Origin of the sequence: Chondromyces crocatus (genome assembly GCF_001189295.1) — a bacterium.
Classification (GTDB): Bacteria; Myxococcota_A; Polyangia; order Polyangiales; family Polyangiaceae; genus Chondromyces; species Chondromyces crocatus.
On the sequence record NZ_CP012159.1, the window covers coordinates 1,797,324 to 1,818,271 of the forward strand.

The following is a 20,948-nucleotide window of genomic DNA, read 5'->3' on the forward strand; positions in this document are numbered from 1 at the left end:
ATCGATCTGCTGACGACGAACTGGGTTAGGCTGCGCCCTACGCATGGCCCCCCCGCGCAAGCGAGCCCAGGCGCCGAACGAAGAGCCTGTTCGCCACCGAACCCATCTCCTGTCTCCCGCCCCCGCTCCACCGGAGCAGGGAGGCCCCAATCCACGATCTTTGCGCTCTCCGTGGCGTCGGAGAGCCCTCGCGCTGGGCGCGCTCACCGTGGGCCTGCTTCCCGAGGGCGCGCTCTTTTCTTCGGCTCCTGTCGGTCCTGCCACACTCTCCCTGACGGGGTGCACTCCACGCCCTGCGCGGACGCTTGCCGCCCCCGACATGCACGGTGCGGCGACCCTGGAGTCTCCTTCGCGCTCGTCCAGCGTGCGCACCGGGGGCGCCTCGCCTCCGGGTGAAACGGCTGGCCTCGTCCAGCGCAGACCGCTCGCCGACCTCGTGGACGAGCCGCTCTCCTTCTCGATCGAGCCCACGCTGGACAGCCGTGCCGTGCTCTTCGTCGCGAGCGCCTCGTCCGATCCAGTCGGCTGGGTCCGCGTCTTCGACACCAGCGCGAGCGAGCTTCAGCCAGCGATGCAGCTCGACGGAGAGCATGTCGTCACCGCGTTCCGGGCGAGCGAAGGCGCCATGCGCCTGCTCACCTCGCGCGACGATGCGCTCTGCTTCTCCTCCTTGCCCACGACGGCGGGCGAGCCCTCGCCCTCGCCGCGTTGCTCCTCCACCCGCACCCGCATCTTGACCGCCGTGGGGAATCGTTTGGCCCTCCTCGACGTCGCGCCGGTCGCGGCCACGCCGTCCACCCGCGCCTCGGCGCCGGGTCCGAGCGCGAAGCCGCCGTCCTCGCCGCCTCCGAGCCGTCCTGCCACGAAGAGCGCCCGCGCGCCCCGGACCTCGTCGAAGCCCGCGGCCAGCAAGAAGCCTCCGGCACCGAAGAAACCCACCGCCAAGGGCCACGGTCACGGCCCCCCCAAGCCCCCGCGCCTCCCCGAACTCGACGTGCTCCTCCGCTGGGCTTCACCCGAGGGCGACATCGACCCCCAGCCCACCCCGACGGGGCTTCGCTTCCGGCCGCCGCTCGACGGCATGGCCCTCATCGACGCCGCGGGTCGCCCCGGCGCCATCGACGTCCTGCACTACGCCGAGGCCCCCGCGAAGCCCGGCGACAAGTCCCCCTTCGGTCGCGCCCGCATCCAGGGCGCCATCCTTCGCGACGGCGTACGCCACGACCCGACCTACAGCGCCACCGCAGCCGAAGGCGAACTCGAATACGGCTTCCTCCGCGGCCACGAAGAGCCCCGCCTCGTGCCCGGCAAGACCGGCTCCGCGTACGCCGGCATCGAGCAGCGCGGTGGCCGCTGCGAGGCCGCGCGCCTCACCCCCACCTTCGCCCGCCACACCGGCCTCCCAGCCACCTGCCTCCTCGACCCTGCACGCCTCACCCAGGCCACCCCGATCCCCGCCGACGAGACCCGCGCCCTCGATCGCCTCCTCGGCCTCGGCCCCCGCCGCACCCCGCTGCAACCCCTCCACGACCCTGGCCTCATCGCCTGGGCCGGCGACCGCGGCTTCTTCCAGATCGAGGGCGAGCTGTTCTCCGCCCTTCGCACCGACGGCCAGCCTCGCCGCGAACCGCATCCCTTCCCCGCACGCCGCGCCCGCATCGCCTGGGGCGCCTTCACCCCGACGGGCGAGGGCCTCGCCTTCGCCGCCGGCCGTCTGCGCCGCGTCAGCCCCACCGGCGCCCTCACCGACGCGGGCACCCCCCTCCTCCCCGAGCGCGCCACCACCCTGCTCGGCGCCCCCGAGCACCACACCGAGCGCCGCCGCGTCGCGCACATCGCCGGCTCCACCTGGCTCGCCCGCACCGACCTCGTCCGCCTCCTCCCCACGCCCGCCGTCATCGACAGCCTGCGCGGCCGCGCTCACCCCGACGGCACCGCCCTCGTCGGCGGCCCCGCGCGCGGCCTCTTCCTCGAACGCCTCGGCAGCACCCTGCGCCTCACCGCCGTCGCCCCTTCGGGCGCGCTCACCCCCCTCGGTGCCATCCCATCGCCCGTGCGCTCCGGCTTCGACGCCTGCGAACGCCACGCCGGCGGCGCCCTCCTCGCTGGCGTCGCCTCCTCGCCGGCAAGCGCCTCGACCGCAGGAGCCACGACCGCAAGCGCCACGACCGCAAGCGCCACGACCGCCGGGGCCCCGACCGCCGGGGCCCCGACCGCCGGGGCCACGACCTCAGGCACTGCGTCCGCAGGCGCCTCGACCGCAGGCCGCGTCGTCACCCAGACGCTGGACGCCAGCGGCCGCCCTGGCCCCGTGCGCACCACCAGCCTCTCTCTCGCAGTCTCCGGTGAACTCTCCGTGCGCCTCACCCCCCTCCCGGGTGGCGGCGCGCTGCTCACCGACCTCCACCGCCGGCACGTGGTCTGGCTGAACGACGACGGGGAAGAACTCGCCGCGCGCCCCTTTCCCGACGAGCCTCCCGCCACCACGCGCTGCCTCGACGGCCGCCCCACCCCGCAGCATGTCCCCGCGCCCACGCCGGGCGTCTTCGTCCGCCTCCCCCCGCCTGCTGGCCCCGCCTCCTGCATGATCGGCGAGCCCACCTGGACCGCCGACGGCGCCCTCCGCTGGTTCGGCAGCGCCGTCGACGGCCTCACCGCGCAAGCCGAGCTGGTCCTCATCGCCGGCCTCGCCCCCAGGCCCTCTCCGAAAACCTCCGCCGCCTCGCCTCCCTCGGGCGCTCCTCTTGCCGCCACCGCAGCCTCCTCTGCGACCTCGGCTTCCAGCGCGGCCTCAGCTCTTTCTGCTGTCACGGCCTCCAGCGCAGCCTCGACTCCCTCTGCGACCCCCGCCGCCTCGCGCCGCTCTCCTTCCTGTCCCGCCGACATGGTCGCCGTGGAGGGCGGCCGCTTCTGCGTCGATCGGTACGAGTCGTCCCTCATCGACCTCGACACCGCCCGCCCCCTCTCCCCCGACTACCCGCCCACCCCGAACCTCCTCGAGTTCGTGATCGCCCAGTGGGCCACGGGCCGCGAGCGCGTCGGCGACATCCACGCCCGCGCCATGCCGCTCCCCTTCCTCCCCGCGTGGCAGCGCGGCCGCACCCACAAGCTCGCCGCCCGCTCCCAGCGCGGGGATCGCCCCGCCGGCTACGTCACCGGCCTCGTCGCCGACGCCGCCTGCAAGGCTGCCGGCAAACGCCTCTGCGCCCCCGAGGAGCACGCCCTCGCGTGCCGCGGCGAAGACCGCACCCGCTTCCCATACGGCGACACCTTCGAGTTCGGCGCGTGCAACGTCTACCGCGACGGACACCCCGCCGCGATCCTCCACGACAACGCCTCCCTCGGCCACCTCGACCCCCGCCTGAACCGCGTCCGCCACGCCGGCGCCCCGCTCCTCCACGAGACCGGCGCCACCCCGCGCTGCGTGAGCCGCTGGGGCGACGACGCCATCCACGACATGGTCGGCAACCTCGACGAGTGGGTCGACGACCCCGACGGCGCCTTCGCTGGCGGCTTCTACGCGCGCTCCACCCGCTCGGGCTGCGACGCCCTCGTCACCGCGCACCCGCGCTCGTACGCCGACTACTCCACCGGCATCCGCTGCTGCCGCGATGGCGCTGCGGGCGACGCGAGCCCGGAGGAGTAGCCTTCCATCGAGCGCGTGGCGAGCCACGGAAGGCCTCTGCCCACCGTCGCTGCATCGATGCGTTGACGTCTCCGTCCGGACGACCAGGAGCCCTTCGTCCTTCCTGCGGACATGCGGAGACGCGACCAGTCCTTGTGTCTTGGTCAGGGGGATGATTTGCCATCGGTCGACCCGGGCCACCGCGCTTCGGTTCGGCCTGAACAACCCGGGGGGTTCACCTTGATCCTGACCAAGAGCGACCTCGACGCGCTTGATCGAGAACCAGGATGCGAGGCACGTCTCATCCCGCTTCCTTTCCCTTCCAGGAGATAGCGCGCCCATGCCGACATCGGCCTCACGCAAGCTGCATGTCTTTCGCGCCTCGTCCGCGCCTTCCTCGCCTTCTCGACGACACCATCCCTTCCCACCTGCGCTGCTTCTCCTCATCACCATCGTCCTCGTCGGCGCGTGCAGCGACGCTGGTTTTCCGCTCTCCTGGTCCAGGAACTCGCAGGCGCTCTGGGATGTCTCACCGATCCCGCCCATCCCTCCGCTCCTGTGCCTCGGCCCCGACGACGGTCCATCCCCGTTCCCGCCTGACCTCGCGCAGGGCACCACGTCCGCCACAGGCACCCTTCCAGGGAGCTTTTCGGTCACGAGCACGGGCGAGGCGACGTACACGATCCCAGTCCCCACGCTACCTGGGCGAGCCGGGATCGAGCCTTCGCTGGCGATTGCCTACGACAGCGCGCAGGGCGAAGGACTGCTCGGCATCGGCTTCCACTTGCAGGGCCTCTCGTCGGTCGAGCGATGTCCGAGGAATGTGGCGCAGGATGGTCACATCGTGCCGGTCCGGGATGCCGAGGACGACGCCTTGTGCCTCGATGGGCAGCGGCTCGTCCCCGTGGACCCGCAGCCAGGGCGCGTGGCGCGGGAGTACCGCACGTTCCCGGACAGCTTCACGCGGGTCGAGGCCGACTTTGCGGAGAGCGAAGGCTGGCCGGCGACGCGTGGGCCGAAGCGGCTGCGTGCATATGGCAAGGCGGGGCTGATCTACGAATACGGTGGAGAATCATCGGGTCGGGTGCTCGCGCAGGAGGAGGTGGTGAGGTCGTGGCTGCTCACGCGACTCAGCGATCGGGACGGCAACACGATGGAGGTGGTCTACCGGAATGACCTCCACGCGAAGGGCTACACCGTCGAGCACGCGCCGCAGCGGATCACGTACACCGGCCATCCGACCGTGCCGGCGTCGCGCACGGTGGAGTTCACGTATGGGCCGCTGGAGTCGGCGGACGTGCGGGTGCTCTACGCCCGGGGGATGGAGCTGCGCCGCTCGCTGAGCTTGCGCGCGATCCAGGTGTTCGGACCGGGGCACGTGCTCGCGAGGGAGCTGCGCTTCGGCTACGGGCATGGGCCGGCGACGGGACGCTTGCGGCTGGAGGCGGTTCGGGAATGCGCGGGGGACGGGACGTGCAAGCCGCCGACGCGCTTCGCCTGGCACACGGCCGGAGCGACTGGGTACAGGCAGCATCAGACGCCCGTGGAGATGCCGCTGTCGGAGCGCGGGACGCTGATGACGATGGACGTCAGCGGCGATGGCCTCGACGACGTGGTGATGTCCGACATGGTGGTGGAGGCTGGCGCCGAGCAGCCGATCACCCGCTGGTCGGTCGCGCTCAACCGGAGCCAGGAGCTGACGCCGGCGTTCTTCGAGGCGGCCGTCGTCGGGCAGGAGCAGCCGCACACCCTCTACGAGGAGCCGCCGTACCAGCCGGAGCTGGGGACGCCGCTCGACTACGACCACGATGGCCGGATGGATCTGTTCCTGCACGACGTGCACGGGCAGGCGCTGACGTGGGAGGTGCTGCTGTCGAATGGCGACGGGAGGTTCACGCGGCGGGATACGGGCGTGCCGCGGCCGTTCACGATGGGCATGACGCCGGCGGGATTGCGCAGCCCGGATGCGTCGACGCACCTGGTGGATGTTGACGGTGACGGGATGGTGGACCTGCTGCAGTGCACCATGAGCGCGCACGAGCAGCTCTGGTATCTGCATCGCTGGACGGCGGCGGCGGCGGGCTTCGCGCCGCATGGGGATCGGGTGCACGCGCTGAGCTCCTACCCGTGCCACGCCGAGCTGCACGCGGTCGACGTCGACGCGGATGGGCGGGTGGACCTGGTGATGCAGGAGCTGATCCTCGTCGGTAGCCAGGTGCGGGCGGGGTGGCAGTACGTGGCGTTCTCGTACGAGCTGTCCGATGGTTCGTGGACGCGCGCGCTGACGGGGCTGCGGCTCACGCCGCCTGGGGACCGGGTGTTCTTCCTCGATGTAAACGGGGATGGGCTGCCCGATGCGGTGCAGAGCAGCCGGGACGATGAGCAACTGTACACGTCGATGAATACCGGCGCGGGCTTCGCGGCGCCGGTGCCGAGCCTGACGACGCCAACGCTCGGGGCTGCGAGGTTCGTTCGCTTTGCGTCGGTGCTCGATCACAACGCGGATGGGCGACAAGACCTGCTGCTCGCCATGAGCGATGGGGGCTCGGAGTCGCTGCCCGCGTGGAAGGTGCTTCAGGCGACGGGGGAGGTCGGGCCGGGGACGTTCGAGATCGTCCATCCCGGGCTGCCGATGGGTGTGGTGCTCCAGCAGGACGCGCTGCCCACGCCCGACCATCCGCTCACGCCGCGTGTCACCGATGTGAATGGGGATGGAGCGCAGGATCTGCTCTATGCGTTCAACAACCAGGTCCATGTGTTCGAGAACGTCCTCGGCCAAGAGGATCTGCTCGCGACCGTGACCGACGGCATGAATGCGCACGATCCGGCGGACGCGGAGTCCCTGCCCAATGTGCAGATCCGGTACGACCACCTGATCGATCGTGCGCGCACGACGGCTGGTTTCGAGGACACGCCCGGGATCCCGTCAGCCGAGCAGCGCACCTATCGGCCTCTGGAGCACAGCGATGAGGACCAGTGCCGCTATCCGGTGCGGTGCGTGGTCGGGCATCGGCGGGTGGTGAGCGGCTATGTGCTCAACAATGGCGCGGATCGGCCGCGTACTTTCCAGATGGCCTACCGCAAGGGTCGTCATCACCGCCTGGGCCGAGGGTTTCTGGGGTTCGGGACCCGGATCGTGCGTGACCTCGACACCGGCGCGGGGACGGCCGAGTTCTACGACAACACGACGTTCGATGGGGCGGTTCAGGCGTTTCCCTTCCGAGGGCAGGTGCAGCGCTCGTGGCGCTGGAGTCCGAGCTTGCCGCTGGACGCGCACAGCGCAGAGGCAGTGTCGGTCGAGCTGCTGACGACGCGCAGCTTCCCGGTGGTGATCCCTACGCAGACGGGGACCTACTTCACGCTCTCGCTGCTGGAGGGCAAGAGCCGTCATCAGGGCACGTTCTCGCCGGGGAGTGGAAAGACGCTCGAAGAAGCCGTGAGGGCTCTGGAGGGCGATCTCTCGACACGGATGAGCGACACGCTGCGTACCGTCAGCGACTTCGACCTCTACGGGAACATCCTCGCCGAGCAGACGCAGACCGACGGCGTCGACCTCGCGCTCTCGGTGACGCGTAGCTTCGACAACGACCCGCTCTCCTGGCACCTCGGTGAGCTGACGCGAGAGACGACGTGCAGCAAGGCAGGCGGCGAGACGCAGTGCCGGGTGATGCACCGGAGCTACGATGGCCGCGGACACGTCCGCCTGGAGCGCGTTGGAGGAGAGCCCTTCGACACCGAGATGCAGCTCGATGTCTGGTTCTCGCGGGACGAGCTGGGCAACATCCACAGCACCCGGTCGCGTGACGGCACAGGACAGGTGCGTGCAACCTGCACCAGCTACGACGCGCTGGGCCTCACGCCGTATGCCCACCGCAACCTGGAGGGGCATCAGAGCTACACACGTTACGACCCGGCGCTGGGCGTGCTGCGGGCGTCGGTGGATCCCAACGGCCTGGTGAGCCGCTGGGCCTACGATGGCTTCGGGCGGGTGACGCTGGAGAGCCTCCCAGGGCGCATGCCCACCGCCATCCGGCGTACGTGGACGAAGGATGGAGGAGCGGCTGGCAACGCCTGGAATTTGAAGATCCGCACCGCCTCGGTGGGGGGCCAGGACGAGACCGTGCAGTTCGATGGGCTCGGGCGGGAGGTGCGCTGGTGGTGGCAAGCGCTCGACGTGGGGGCAGAGCAAGCGCCGCGGATGATGCAGGAGGTCGGCTTCGATGCACGGGGCGAGCACCTCGCGTGGCGTTCGCTGCCGATCATGGATCCCGCACCACCAGGCTCGGTGCAGGTGCGAGAGACGTGGCAGTACGACGGGATGGGGCGGGTGCTCCGGCACGTCACGCCGTGAGGGGCGGTGACGACGCACGAGTACGTCGGGCGAGACGAGGTCATCACGGCGCCCGGGCAAGCGGTCACCCGCATCGCCAGCGACTCTCTGGGCAGGCCCACGGCGGTGGGCGATCCTGAAGGTGGTGTCACCCGGTACACCTACGGTCCCTTCGGTGGGCTGCGGACGGTGACCACGCCTGCTGGCGCCACGACGCTGACCGAGCGGGATGCGTTTGGCCGCGTGCGACGGCAGGTGAGCCCGGACCGGGGGGTCTCTACTGCGCGTTACGATGGCTACGGGCAGAAGATCGCATCGCTCGACGCGGCAGGCCGTGAGGTCACGACCCGCTACGACACGCTGGGTCGGATTTACAGGCAGGTCGACGACGACGGCGTCACCGAGTTCCGGTGGGACGATGCGCAGCATGGGGTCGGGCAGCTCGCGCTGGTGGTCAGCCCGGAAGGGCATCGGCTGCGCTACGGCTTCGACCACCTCGGGCGACCAGCGACGACGACGCTGGAACTCGGCGGGGAGAGCTTCACCAGTCGGCTGTCCTATGATGTGAGCGGGCGGCTCAAGCGGATCGAGTACCCGAGTGCGCCGGGGATCGGCAGCTTCGCCGTCGAGCGGGAGTACGATCCCTATGGGCGGCTGCGGGCGCTGAAGGACACGGGGTCGGGAGCGGAGTTCTGGCGCGCGACGGCGATCGATGCGGGCAACCGGGTCACGGGGGAGCGCTTCGGTGGGGGGACGGCCACCACGCTCCGCGCGTTCGACGCAGCGCGGGAGCGGGTGAGCCGCATCGAGACGCAGGCAGCGGGGGTGGCCGTCCAGGAACTCTCCTACCTCTGGAACGATCGTCGCAAGCTCGTCGAGCGCTCCGATGGGATCCACGCCAACGTCGAGCGCTTCCGCTACGATCTGCTGGACCGGCTCACCTGTGCGCAGTTCGGGCTGATCAACGCCGCCCTCTGCCAGCGTCCGTTCACCTACGGACCCGACGGCAACCTGCTCCAGAAGCCCGGCGTTGGCGCCTACGAGTACGACCCCGCGCAGCCCCACGCCGTCGTCCGAGCTGGCAGCGCGTTCTACGGCTACGACGCCATCGGCAACCAGACCTCGCGACCAGGCGCGACGATCGCCTACACCGCGTTCGACCTACCGAAGCAGATCTCCCTCACCAGCGGCGACACCGTCGACTTCGAGTACGACGGCCTCCAGCAGCGGGTGCGCAAGACCACGGCGACGCAGGAGATCGTCTCCTTCGGGGAGCTGTACGAGCGCGTGGCCGATGTCGTCACGGGAGCCGTCGAGCATCGCTACCACGTGCGCAACGACGAGCGCATCGTCTCTCTGGTACGGCGCTCGACAGCACAGGGCACACGCACGCTGCACGTCCATGCCGACCACCTCGGGTCGATTGACGTGCTCACCGACGGCGTGACCGGGAGCATCGCCGAGAAGCGTAGCTACGATGCCTTCGGGGCACCGCGCCATCCCGACTGGGGTTCGGGGCAGACGCCATCCCCCCACGAGCTGTCCTCGCTGGGCTTCACCGGGCACGAGGCCGACCTCGACCTCGGCCTCGTGAACATGAAGGGGCGCATCTACGACCCCAAGCTCGGCCGATTCCTCACGCCGGATCCGCTCGTGCCGCGGCCTCTCTTCGGGCAGAGCTGGAACGGCTACTCGTACGTGCTCAACAGCCCGCTGTCGCTGGTCGATCCCAGTGGGTTTCAGGAGCAGCCACCTGCCACGGAGGACGGGTGCTCGCAGGGCTGCACCATCTGGGTGTTCGGTCCCCCGCGCGAGCCCAAGCCACCCGCACCGCCCAAGGTCGTCGAGGGCAACCTGGAGGAAGCCGCGGGCGTCGGTTCGACCCAGGCGCCGGTCGATGTCGGGACCTCAGGGGTACGTGGCGGGTGGAGCCCGCAACTCCCGGCCCCGCTGCAAGCCCTGGGCCGTGGTGACGCCATCGCCAGGCGCATCATGGATGGCGTCCGCATTGGTATGGCCAGGATGCTGCTGGAATCCGCAAAGCTCGGCATCCTGGGTGGCACCAGCCGCGTCTACGTCGCCTTCACCACCCTCACCGCCGCCTGGAATGGCTACAAGGAGAGCGGGCTCCCCGGCGCTCTCGACGCCGTCAATCCCGCCAGCCAGATGGTCGAAGCTGGCGTGGAGGCCTACGAGGCTGCCGCCGCCGAGGACTGGGAGTCGGCTGGCGCAAGCTTGTTCAAGGCCGGATCGATCGGAATGTCGATCCTGGCGACGGCTGTTGGGGTCGGGGGCGCGATCACGGCCACCGTCGGGTCGACGGCGAAAGCGGCGGGGAGAGCGGTGGGACCCGCAAGGATCGTACCGAACCCTCATGGCAAGGCAGGCGGTCCGGCGCACCAAGGGAAGATAGCCCAGGTCGTGGCCGAGGTGAGATCTCGCGGCCTCAGGGCGGATACGGAGTACAGAGTCGTCACTCCGGCCGGAGCCAAGGGCTCGCGCTATGTCGATGTCATCGGAAAGGACGCCCAAGGAAACGTTGTGGAGATGCATCAAGTTGGACGCCAAACGAAGAATGGGCAGCCAGTATCTCGTGAGGTCAAGGCACTGGACGACATCGAGGGCGCGACCGGCACACGTCCCCGATTTCATCCTTACAACTGAGCGCAACCATGGGACATCAGGTGAATTTCTACGTCACGCCAGCGGACGTCACACAGCTGCACCTGCGCATCAGTGAGATCGAGCCGATGCGCATTCTCCACGATCGTTCATCCACGGCCAGACCACGGGAAGTGCGCAGTCTCAACTTGGTGGAAGAGACGCAACCCTTGCTTTTCTACTTCCTGGTGCGTGAGCGCGACCTGGCACTGGTCGCCACCGAGCACGTTCCTGCACAGGGGTACTGGACGGTGGACTACCTACGATCCCCAGTCGTCCAGTTCAACAGCTGCTACTTCGACGGCAAGATCCTTCGGCGCGGCCGTGTGTACCATGTTGATGGCTTCTACGGGGCGGATGACACCTGGGTTGATAAATCAGAGAGCTTCCGCTCCTGGGCCAAGGCTGTGCTGAGGACGACGAAAAAGGTCCTGCAGAAGCATGGGTCCGAATACATTGGCGAGGACGCGTTGGCTTGGCTCGAACGCGAAAACGGTAAGCTCGTGACATGAGTCCATGCCCGCCTATGCCGCCATCCAGCGAGCGGGTCGGACACTGACCGAGCGTGAAAGTGACCGGCGAGCACCGCGCCCGTGGGCATCACGCGCAACGACGGAATAGCTAATCGCACGTGCTCAACGGTTCGCTGTCGGTCGTGGAGCCGAGGAGCATCGGGAGCAGCCACCTGCACCGAAAGACAGGGGCTTCGTGCAGGTGCGCTACCAGCAGGTCCACGTCTGGTTCAACCGCGCGGGCAGCAGATGGACGGTGAGGACGACGGTGAGCGCCCCCTTCGTGCCGAGCTTAGGCCCGAACATCACCTTCGCCGTCATCGACGGCAGCGGCACGACGGGCCTCGTCTACGGCGCCTCGCACGTCTGACGCTACATCGATCTGCTCGGCGGCGCGCTCGCGTCTCCTCGTCGCAAAGCAGGTCCTGGGCCGTGGCGACGTAATCGCCGGTCATATGGAGACGCCAGGGGGCGCGACGGGGAGAGTCTGCAGCGCACAGGCTTTCACGTTGAGCCCGACCAGATGCGATCTCGATGCGCTTGGTCGAAGGACGAGCACGGTCCCGGTGCAGGGGCGCGTGCCCCTGCCGAGGGACTCAAAGCGAGCGGATCGCCGTGAGGTCCTGCACGATGTACCGGCCCTTGTTCGAGGCCGTGGTGCCCTCGATCTTGAACTGACTGTTCCGGTCGTTGCCGTAGCGGCCGAGGTGCAGGTGGGGCCCCCCGGTCGACGTCTGCGTGCCGTGCCAGATCAGCTCGTAGTCGAGGCTGACCAGACCGCTCAGCGCGATCTCCTTGAAGCCTTGCTTGTCGGAGATCATCTGCCCCTGCGCGTTGTAGACGTGGAAGTCGGCCGCGCGCTTCTGGAGGTGGAGGCTGGTCTGGCTGCCGCCCGAGGGCACGTGGTTGCGGTCGCCGCTGTGGACCTTGATGCGCCACCCGAACAGCATCGCCAGCTCGGACAGCTTCGCGCGGAGCTTCTGGTCGGAGACCGTCTTCGTGTACTCCACCCGCGAGTTGCCTGGCGCAGGCGTGCTGGCTGGCAAGGGGACGGCGTTGCCCCCCTTGGCGAGCGCGCCCCACGTGTCGCGCCCGACGATGCCGTCCGGCAGAAGGCCGCGCGAGGACTGGAACGCCCTCACGGCGTCGTCGGTCCCCCGGCCGAAGAGACCGTCGGTGTCGAGGCGGAAGCCGAGCTGCACGAGCAGCCTCTGGAGTCGTCGCACCTCTTCCCGCAAGTTCGGGGAGACGTCGGGGAACCCATCCCTGATGCGGAGCGTGCTGTTGCTCATGGTTCCATCTTCTCCCGGGACGTCGCGGGCGTGAATCTCTTCGTGCAGGGCTGGCGCGCCAGGAGCCGAGCGAATGTGGGGAAGGTCACGGAGAGCGAGGGGATGGGGGGTCGGATGGGTGGATTCCGCCAGGTCCGGAGCGTGCACAGGCCCCGTGAGTCGTCGACGGGCCCCAGTTCGGAGCGTGCACAGGCCCCGTGAGTCGTCGACGGGCCCCAGTTCGGAGCGTGCACAGGCCCCGTGAGTCGTCGACGGGGACCTGTGTTCCGGCGCAATGATGCCGGAGTCGACCTCCCACGCCCGGGTCGGCCCTCGACCAGCCCCCGGCAACCCTCGCCTGGACCAGGTCACTGTCAGGATCAGCCGTCCGTCGTGTCATCCGCTGCCCTTGCGCACGGACAACGTGCCCGTTGGCCGTGTCCTCGGCCTGGTCCACAGCGCTCCATCACCCCAGCGCCGCTTCCCCGGCATCGGTCCCGAGCCGGGTCATCCCCTCTCCTCGGGCGACGGCACCTGTGTTCGCAAAGGACCTCCCCGTCAGCACGTCCGGGCAGCCAGGTCGTGCCCATCAGCAAAGGGCTTCCGTGACCCGAATGCAGGATCCACCATCCCACGCAATTCATGCGCCAATGACCGGAGCGTGGGGTCACATAGGGTCACATAAGTGAGTTTGTTACAGGCTGAAATGGACTGAAATGGACTGAAATGGCGAAATGGAAATCTCCGCGTTAGAGACGTCCTGCGCGTGCCACTCAGGCGCTCGCGAAATCAATCGATACTGGAATTGCATTGTTGGAGGTTTCCGATGGGTTCCATCAGGACGCTCAGGGCTCGTCTTTCCTTTTCGTCTTACATTCATCATATCCGCTACACCCTGGTCCGACTGCGGGCCAACCCGCTCACGGCAGCGCACATTGCTCCCTTCGAGGCCCTGCGGGACGAGTGCCTGCAAGCGCAGCAGGAGGAGCTCACGCTGCTGGAGGAGCAAGCGGAGGCCCAGGCACGTGTGGACATCGCCGATGACGCCTTGAACGCGCTGGCGAGCCGTTTTTCTCGTGAACTGATGAACATCACGGGGGAGCGACGCGACCACGTCCTCTATGTTCATTACTTCAAGGACAAGAACGTCACGGAGCTGCGCCGGCCGGTGCTGGGGGAGCAGCTCGACGCGATGCGGGACTGGATCCCGCCCACGCAGACCAGCCCGCACCCGACCCTGCGAGCCATGGCGCCCGAGCTGATGGCGGCAGTGGCGGCTGGAGACGCGGCGGCGACGGCAAAGAACGACGTGGCCCGGCGTCGCCGGGAGTTCCGCGATCTGGGCGCGAAGTACCAGTTCGTCGAGCGCCTGAACGCGACGCGGAAGGAGATCCACGGCGCCCTGGCGAAGATGTCTCACGAGCACACGGGGCTCTCGAGCGACTTCGCCGACCAGTTCTTCCGGCGGGATGAGTCGCGCGGCGAGGAGGGGGAGCCCTCGACGCTGGAGGAAGCGAACGCGCTGGTGGAGGAGCTGCTCGCTGCCCTGGAGGATGCGCGGGAGCTGGTCGCCGTCTTCGAGGCGGAGGCCGCTGCGGAGGCGGAGGCCGAGGCGGCGCGGGTGGCAGATGAAGCGGCCATCAAGGAACTCGACAAGGCGATGGCCGCGCTGAAGGCGCAGAGGAAGGTGCTGGAGGAGCGCGTCAGCGATCGCTGAGCGAGGGGGAGAGCACGCCCGTCTTCGCATGATCTCGTGATGGCGTGGGGTGCGGTCGGTGGGCTCGGCCTTCAGGGGTCGGGTCTACCACCGCGCATCCTGGCGGACTGGCGGGCGCGCTTGGCGTGACTGGCCCTTCCCGCTCCGGCGGGGCGGCGCGATGCGCTCGGCATCATGGTAGCCTCCAGCTCTGATGGCATCGCGGAACGAGAGGCGCTCTCCCGGCCCTCCCACCTCGTTATCCTTGCCCTTCGATCGGGCAGAATCTCCCCTTCCGGACGTCGGTCCGCCGTGCAAGCAGGATGCTGCCCCGAGCCCCGAGATCAAAAAGCCCGTCACTTCACCCCTGCCTCAGAGTGCGGCTCCAATCGCGCCGCTCTCCGTTTCCTTTTTTCAGAGCCCTCCGCCGCTATCGGACATCGAGAGCGACTGGTTCACCCGGGGATTCGACGGCGTGTTTCTTCGCAAGCAAGGGACTGCTTTTCAGGACTTCTTCGCGGACATGATGGACGCCGTGCACCCGAGCGACTTCGAGCGTGTGCGACCCTACGGCAACCACGGCGATCTGAAATGTGACGGATACCTCCGTTCCCGGGGGCTCGTCTTCCAGGTATATGCGCCGCGCGAGATGAAGCTCCCGGCGCTGAAGCGGAAGATAAGCGTCGACTTCAATGGTGCGAAGAAGCACTGGAAGAAGGAAATGCGGGGCTGGGTTCTCGTCCACAACGACGCAGACGGCCTCCCTGCGGAGGCCGTGAAGTTGCTCGAAGACCTCCGAACGCAGAATCCCGATTTGAGCATCGACCAGTGGGGCTGCGAGCAGATGCAGCAACTCGCGTTGTTCATGCCCCGGGCGAGCCTCATCAAGCATTTCGGACGACCACCCACCCGGAAGGACTTCGATGTGCTCGGCTTCGAGAGCCTTGCGGAGGTGCTGATGACGATCCGCACGGCAGCGCCGACGCCGCCCGACGAGATCCTGCCGGTGTCTCCAACCAAGCTGGAAGCGAATGCGCTCTCCAGGACGGTCGCCTCGTATCTTCAGCTGGGTCGTGAACGGGATCGTCTCGTCGAGCGGTACTTCGAGAAGCATCCGAACCCCCTGTTCGGTGAAGAGGTGGCGACGGCTTTTCACTCCGAGTACCTGCGGCTGCGAGCGGAGCGCCGCCGACCCGACCAGGTCTTCGCAGCGTTGCAGTCATTCGCCGGGGGCAGCACGAGAGGCGACGCAGAGCACGAGGCTGCGGTCCTGGCGGTCCTTTCCTACCTCTTCGACCGCTGCGACATCTTCGAGCCCGCAGACAACAAGGCCGCCTCGTCATGATCCTGCCGAGCAAGCACCTTCGTGAAGATCGGGCTCTCATCACGATCGGCGCCGAGGTTTTGCAGCTTCTGCGCGAGCCCAAGACCGTTTCACGGCTCTGGTCCGAGACGAAGCGACGTCGGGATACGGCGACGCCAATCACGTACGACTGGTTCGTGCTGGCTCTCGACCTGCTCTTTGCAATGGGGCTCATCGCATTCGAGCGGGGCAAGGTCCAGAAGACGCGGAGTGCGACATGATCGGGCGCATTGAAAGCTCGTTGCCCACGTTCAAGCCCCTCCGTTTCGGGCCAGGGCTGAACGTGCTGCTCACGCAGAAGAGTCCAGGAGCGACGGAGCGGCAGACCCGCAACGGGGCCGGCAAGACGAGCTTCGTGGAACTCGTCCACTTTCTCCTTGGAAGCAACGCAGACCCCAGACACTTTCTGCGAGCAGAGAAGGCGCTCGAGACGGCGACGTTCAGCATGGCCTTCGACCTCTCCGGGGCTCGTGTCGAGGTGGAACGGAGCGCTTCACGCCCGAACGAGTTCGTCATTGCGCAAGGCGATCCGTCGCAGTGGCCGTGCAAGCCGAAGCTGGACAAGAAGACGGGTCACCTCACGTTGAGACGGGAAGACTGGAATGCCAATCTCGGGTGCTTGATGTTCGGGCTGCCTGCGCCAGCCGGTCAGGAGGAGCGCCGCTTCGGACCGACGTTCCGCTCGCTCTTCTCGTACTTCGCCCGTCGCCAGGGCTCGGGTGGGTTCCTTCGCCCGGAGCAGCACGCCGAGAAGCAGTCTCCCTGGGATCAGCAGGTCGCAGTCACGTTTCTCCTTGGCCTCGATCCGGCCATCCCGCAGGAATTGCAGGAGGTGCGCCAGCGCGAGAAGGCGCTGACGGAGTTTCGGAGAGCCGCTCGCGAGGGCGCTTTCGGCGAGCTCATCGAGAAGGCTGCGGATCTACGGACCAAGGTGACGGTGAGCGAGGCGCGGGCAGCCCGCCTTCGTGAACAGCTCGCGACGTTCCACGTCGTCCCGCAGTATCGCGAGCACGAGCAGGAGGCCTCTCGGATCACGGTGAGACTCGCGGAGCTGGCGAACGACAACCAGGCCGATCGCCAGCTCGTCCTCCAGCTCCGGGAGGCCGTCACTGCCGAGGCACCACCGCGGTTCGCCGAGGTCAAGCAAGCCTACGAGGAGGCAGGGGTCGTCCTCCCCGGGCTCGTGGTGAAGCGCTTCGAGGACGTCGAGCGATTCCACCGGTCCATCGTGGAGAATCGCCGGTCACACCTTCGCGCAGAAATCGATGCGGCGGAGGAGCGCATCCGAGCCCGGGATCATGAGAAGCAAGGGCTCGATGAGCGGCGTGCTCAGATCATGGGGCTCCTCGAATCGGGTGGCGCACTGGAGCATTTCTCGCAGCTCCAGGCCGAGGTCGCGCGCATCGAGAGCAACACGGAGAGCCTGCGCCGACGCTACGAGGCCGCCGACACGCTCGAACGAAAAGGGGCGGAACTCGAGGTCGAGCGGGCGAGGCTGCACCAGCGTCTCCAGGACGATCATCACGAGCAGCGAGACGTCATCGACGAGGCCGTCCTGACGTTCGAGAACCTCTCGACGGCGCTGTACGAGAAGGCTGGGAGCCTTACCGTCGAGGCTACGGTCAATGGCCCTGTGTTCGAGATCAAGATCGAGGCATCACGGAGCAAGGGCATCAACAACATGCAGATCTTCTGCTTCGACATGATGCTGATGGAGCTGTGGGCCAAGCGCGGTCGAGGCCCGGGGGTCCTCATCCACGACTCTCACTTGTTCGACGGCGTCGACGAGCGTCAGGTGGCGCACGCCCTCGAGATCGGCGCCGAGCGAGCGAAGCTTCACGGCTTCCAGTACATCGTGACGATGAACGAAGACGCGGTGCCTCGCGCGGCGCTTCCAAGCTCCTTCGACTTCGATCGCCACGTGCTCGACGTCAGGCTGACGGATGCCTCGGAGGGCGGCGGGTTGTTCGGCTTCCGGTTTGACTAGGAGATGCCTACCAGTCCTCCCTTGCCTTGAGGGGATCACGCCAGACCGTCCTCGGGCATTGTCAGCCTGGTCGAGGCCCGACAGAAGCCCTCGTTCGCGGCCCGACAGACGCCGGACCGTCGTCACCGCTTCTCGAACCGTCGTCACCGCTCTCTCCTCCAGCCGTCCACGCCTCTCCACCGCGCTCTCCCCGGACCCTCGCGCCAGCGCCTTCTTGCGAGCGCTTTCGTGCCACGCTCCTCGTGCCAACGACCGTCTCCAGGGCCCGCTCGCTTCGCGGTGAGAGAGCGGGTGGCCTGGAGACGGTGACCCTTCGCGGAGCATCCAAATCAGGACTCGTGGGCTCGTCAGGGGTTCTCTCGCCCGCCTCGTCGCTGGGCGGATCTGGCACCGCCGCGCCCGACGTGCGTCTCGAACTTCGGCTTCGTTTCGAGCTTCGACGCATCCCCTCGATCGAACGCGCGGTCCCCCACTACCGACCGCGTGCGCCCCAATTACCAGGAGCGTATGCACCTCACTGCCTCACGTCGTCCTCTGCTGCTCGCGTTCTCTTTCACGGCCACTGCGCTCGTCGCTCCGGGGTGCTCCCCGGACGAGTCTCCGCCTGACAGTGGCTCCCTCGTGGGGACCCAGGTGGATGGTCCTGACCTGGGCCTACGCCGTGGGCTGCGCGGCGACATCCCTGCCCTGGCGAGGCCAGAGGATGAGGTGGCGCTGGGTGGCCATGATGGTGGTGGTCAGGGCCAAGGTGGCCACGATGGCGGCGGTCAGGGTGGCCAGGGCCATGAAGGCGGGGCGTCGGGTGGCCAGGGGGGTGCTGGAGGAGACGACCCTCGCGGGAATCAGCAAGGCGCTGGCGGGCTGGGCAGCTCGGGTCCAGGTGGCGCCGACCAGGGCGCTGGCGGCCACGGGGTGAGCGGCGCTGGCGGCAGCGGGACGAGCGGTGCGGGAGGCGACCTGGGCTCGGGTGGCGCAGGCCCTGTCGAGGTCGGTGCGGCTGGTGTCGGCGGTGCGGCTGGTGTCGGCGGTGCGGCTGGTGTCGGCGGTGCGGCTGGTGTCGGCGGTGCGGCTGGTGTCGGCGGCGCAACGCCTGGGGGCAGTGGAGGCGCTGGCACGGAAGGCGGGGGAGGCTCCGGTCAGCCCGCCAGCGCCGTGCCGAGCTGCCTGTCCGGTGCATCTGGTGCCGGGCGGAACTGTGGCCGCGACGGCAACGATGGCTGCTGCGACGTGCTCACGGTGCCGGGGGGCTCGTTCGACCGCATGAACGACCCGGCCTACCCGGCCACGGTCAGCTCGTTCCGGCTCGACAAGTACCCGATCACGGTCGGGCGGTTCAGGGCCTTCATCGCGTCGGGCCACGGGACCCAGCAGAACCCGCCGGCCGCGTGGTCGGGGGCGAACCCGTACACGAACGGCCTGGATACGGGCTGGAACCCGGCCTGGAATGGTCGGCTGGCGGCCAGCGAGGCCGAGCTGATGGCGGCGCTCAAATGCGATCCGTACGGCACGTGGAACACCTGGACCGACGTGCCCGGCACGCTGGAGAAGAAGCCGATCGTCTGCGTGACCTACTACGAGCTGCGGGCGTTCTGCGCGTGGGACGGGGGCTTTCTGCCCACCGAGGCGCAGTTCAGCTACGCCGCCGTGGGCGGGGCCGAGCAGCGTCCGTACCCGTGGGGCGACGACGAGAGCGGTGTGCCGCTGCGCGCGGCGTACGACTGCACGGCCGACGGCTCGGAGCCTCAGAACTGCAAGGCGACGGACCTCACCGAGGTGGGTGTGTTCCCGCTCGGCGTGGGGCGCTGGGGGCACATGGATCTGTCGGGCAATGCGTACAACACCACGCTCGACAGCGTCGACGACTACCTGCCCAAGGTGCCGTGCGTCGACTGCGTGCGGTACGACGAGGGCATCTCGACGATCACGTTCTCGGGCAGCTGGGTCGCGAAGCTGTTCAAGCTGAAGAACGACTTCCGGGCCGGCTACGCCAAAGACGCGCGCCGCTATTACCGGGGCGGGCGCTGCGCTCGGGCGATGTAGGCGCGGTGCCGGCGTGATGTGAGCGCGGCACCGGAAGCGTGTTCGGTGCTTCCGGCCGCCGAGCGTGCGCTCATGCCGCAGTGCATCACGGCGTCGGCGAGGCTGGATTTCGTGAGTTCTCGCGCGAATGCGCATGCTTCGGCGGGCTGGGCTCGCTTTCTGCGCGAGGTGCCGTGCTAGGGTGCGCCCCACCATGAACGCTGCCCCTTTCGATCTCGAAAACCCCACCGAAGAGCACCGGATGCTCCGCGACATGGTCCGCGATTTCACCCGTGAGGTGGTCGAGCCTCAGGCCGAGGAGCACGACGCCTCGGGCACCTTGAACATCCCGCTCTTGCGTCGCGTGGGCGAGCTGGGGCTGCTCGGCATCACCGTGCCCTCCGATCGTGGGGGCACGGGGCTCGACGCCACGGCGGCCGTGATCGTGCACCACGAGCTGTCGAAGAGCGACCCGGGCTTCGCGCTGGCGTACCTGGCGCACGCGATGCTCTTCGTGAACAACCTGTGCTGGGCGGCGAACGAGGAGCAGCGGGCGCGCTACCTGCCGAAGTCGATCTCGGGGGAGTGGATCGGGGCGATGGGAATGACCGAGCCCTCCGGCGGGACGGACGTGCTCGGGATGAAGACCACGGCGCGCCAGGACGGGGATCGGTTCTTCCTCAACGGCCGCAAGACCATGGTCACCAACGCGCCCGAGGCCGACGTGTTCCTCGTGTACGCGACGGTCGAGGGCAAGGTGACGACCTTCGTGGTGGAGCGCGGGTTCAAGGGATTCTCGACGAGCGCGAAGATCCCGAAGATGGGCATGCGCGCGAGCACGATGGGCGAGCTGATCATGGACGACTGCGAGGTCCCCGCGAGCAACGTGCTCGGTGGCGTCGGCGGCGGCGTGCGCAACATGATGCGGAACCTGGAGCTCGAGCGGCTGACCCTGGCGGCGATGAGCCTGGGGATCGCCGACCGCTGCGTGGAGATCATGACCCGGTACTCGACGGAGCGGACGAGCTTCGGCAAGCCGATCCACGAGCACGGGCAGATCCAGCGGTACATCGCGGAGAGCTACGCGAAGACGGAGGCGGCGCGCGCGCTGATCTACACGGTGGCGCGTGCCGTCGGGCCGGAGTTCCGCAACCGGCTGGGCACGGACTCGAGCAAGCTGTTCGCGGCGCCCGTGGGCAAAGAGGTGGCGGACAACGCGATGCAGGTGCTCGGCGGCTGGGGGTATTGCACCGAGTACAAGGTGGAGCGGTTGCTGCGCGATGCGAAGCTCCTCGAGATCGGGGGCGGGACGCTGGAGTCGCACCAGAAGAACATCACGAAAGAGCTGGTCCGCCGCGTCGAGGGATGAGGGCGGCGCTGGTGCCCTCGCGCCGCGGGCGGCGAGGGCGTGCCAGCGCAGCGCGCGGTGATGGCGCGCCAAAGCGACGCGCGGTGAGCCGGGAGGATCGACTACACTCCCGGCC

General features: G+C 68.4%; 12 protein-coding genes. 11 read left to right on the top strand and 1 reads right to left on the bottom strand.

What is annotated here, in order from left to right; genetic code table 11:
- Positions 1-319: 319 nt before the first annotated feature.
- From CMC5_RS06740 to CMC5_RS44050, 5 genes are all read left to right on the top strand, one after another.
- A complete protein-coding gene (locus CMC5_RS06740) occupies positions 320-3,646 on the top strand; it encodes an SUMF1/EgtB/PvdO family nonheme iron enzyme (protein ID WP_050429633.1) in 3,327 nt (1,108 codons plus the stop codon).
- 319 nt (positions 3,647-3,965) lie between these two features.
- The gene (locus CMC5_RS06745) at positions 3,966-7,976 is read left to right on the top strand and encodes an FG-GAP-like repeat-containing protein (RefSeq protein WP_050429634.1); all 4,011 of its coding nucleotides are present in this window, start codon (positions 3,966-3,968) and stop codon (positions 7,974-7,976) included.
- A 6-nt stretch (positions 7,977-7,982) separates the two neighbouring features.
- Positions 7,983-10,619: an RHS repeat domain-containing protein gene (locus tag CMC5_RS06750; protein WP_050429635.1), complete on the top strand. Its 2,637-nt coding sequence runs from the start codon at positions 7,983-7,985 to the stop codon at positions 10,617-10,619.
- A gap of 20 nt (positions 10,620-10,639) precedes the next feature.
- Positions 10,640-11,128, top strand: coding sequence for a hypothetical protein (locus CMC5_RS06755; RefSeq protein WP_156338283.1), 489 nt, complete (start codon positions 10,640-10,642; stop codon positions 11,126-11,128).
- 196 nt (positions 11,129-11,324) lie between these two features.
- Positions 11,325-11,498, top strand: coding sequence for a hypothetical protein (locus CMC5_RS44050; protein WP_156338285.1), 174 nt, complete (start codon positions 11,325-11,327; stop codon positions 11,496-11,498).
- Positions 11,499-11,724: 226 nt separating this feature from the next.
- Here the strand turns inward: CMC5_RS44050 and CMC5_RS06760 are convergent, their stop codons facing one another.
- A complete protein-coding gene (locus CMC5_RS06760; RefSeq protein ID WP_156338287.1) occupies positions 11,725-12,420 on the bottom strand; it encodes a peptidoglycan-binding domain-containing protein in 696 nt (231 codons plus the stop codon).
- Between the two features lie 805 nt (positions 12,421-13,225).
- Between CMC5_RS06760 and CMC5_RS06765 the strand changes: the two genes are divergently transcribed.
- From CMC5_RS06765 to CMC5_RS06795, 6 genes are all read left to right on the top strand, one after another.
- Positions 13,226-14,116 carry a hypothetical protein gene (locus tag CMC5_RS06765; RefSeq protein WP_050429638.1) on the top strand — a complete coding sequence of 297 codons (891 nt, stop codon included), beginning with the start codon at positions 13,226-13,228 and terminating at the stop codon, positions 14,114-14,116.
- A 454-nt stretch (positions 14,117-14,570) separates the two neighbouring features.
- Positions 14,571-15,440, top strand: a complete 870-nt coding sequence (locus CMC5_RS06770) for an ABC-three component system protein (RefSeq protein ID WP_156338289.1) — start codon at positions 14,571-14,573, stop codon at positions 15,438-15,440.
- Positions 15,437-15,679 (top strand): ABC-three component system middle component 6, encoded by a 243-nt coding sequence (locus tag CMC5_RS06775; protein ID WP_050429640.1) that lies wholly within the window; start codon positions 15,437-15,439, stop codon positions 15,677-15,679. Before CMC5_RS06770 ends, CMC5_RS06775 begins: the two co-directional genes overlap by 4 nt.
- Positions 15,676-17,445 carry an ABC-three component system protein gene (locus CMC5_RS06780; RefSeq protein WP_050429641.1) on the top strand — a complete coding sequence of 590 codons (1,770 nt, stop codon included), beginning with the start codon at positions 15,676-15,678 and terminating at the stop codon, positions 17,443-17,445. Before CMC5_RS06775 ends, CMC5_RS06780 begins: the two co-directional genes overlap by 4 nt.
- 507 nt (positions 17,446-17,952) lie before the next feature.
- Positions 17,953-19,485: a formylglycine-generating enzyme family protein gene (locus CMC5_RS47285; RefSeq protein WP_245678330.1), complete on the top strand. Its 1,533-nt coding sequence runs from the start codon at positions 17,953-17,955 to the stop codon at positions 19,483-19,485.
- A gap of 193 nt (positions 19,486-19,678) precedes the next feature.
- Positions 19,679-20,833, top strand: a complete 1,155-nt coding sequence (locus tag CMC5_RS06795) for an acyl-CoA dehydrogenase family protein (protein ID WP_050429643.1) — start codon at positions 19,679-19,681, stop codon at positions 20,831-20,833.
- Positions 20,834-20,948 lie beyond the last annotated feature (115 nt).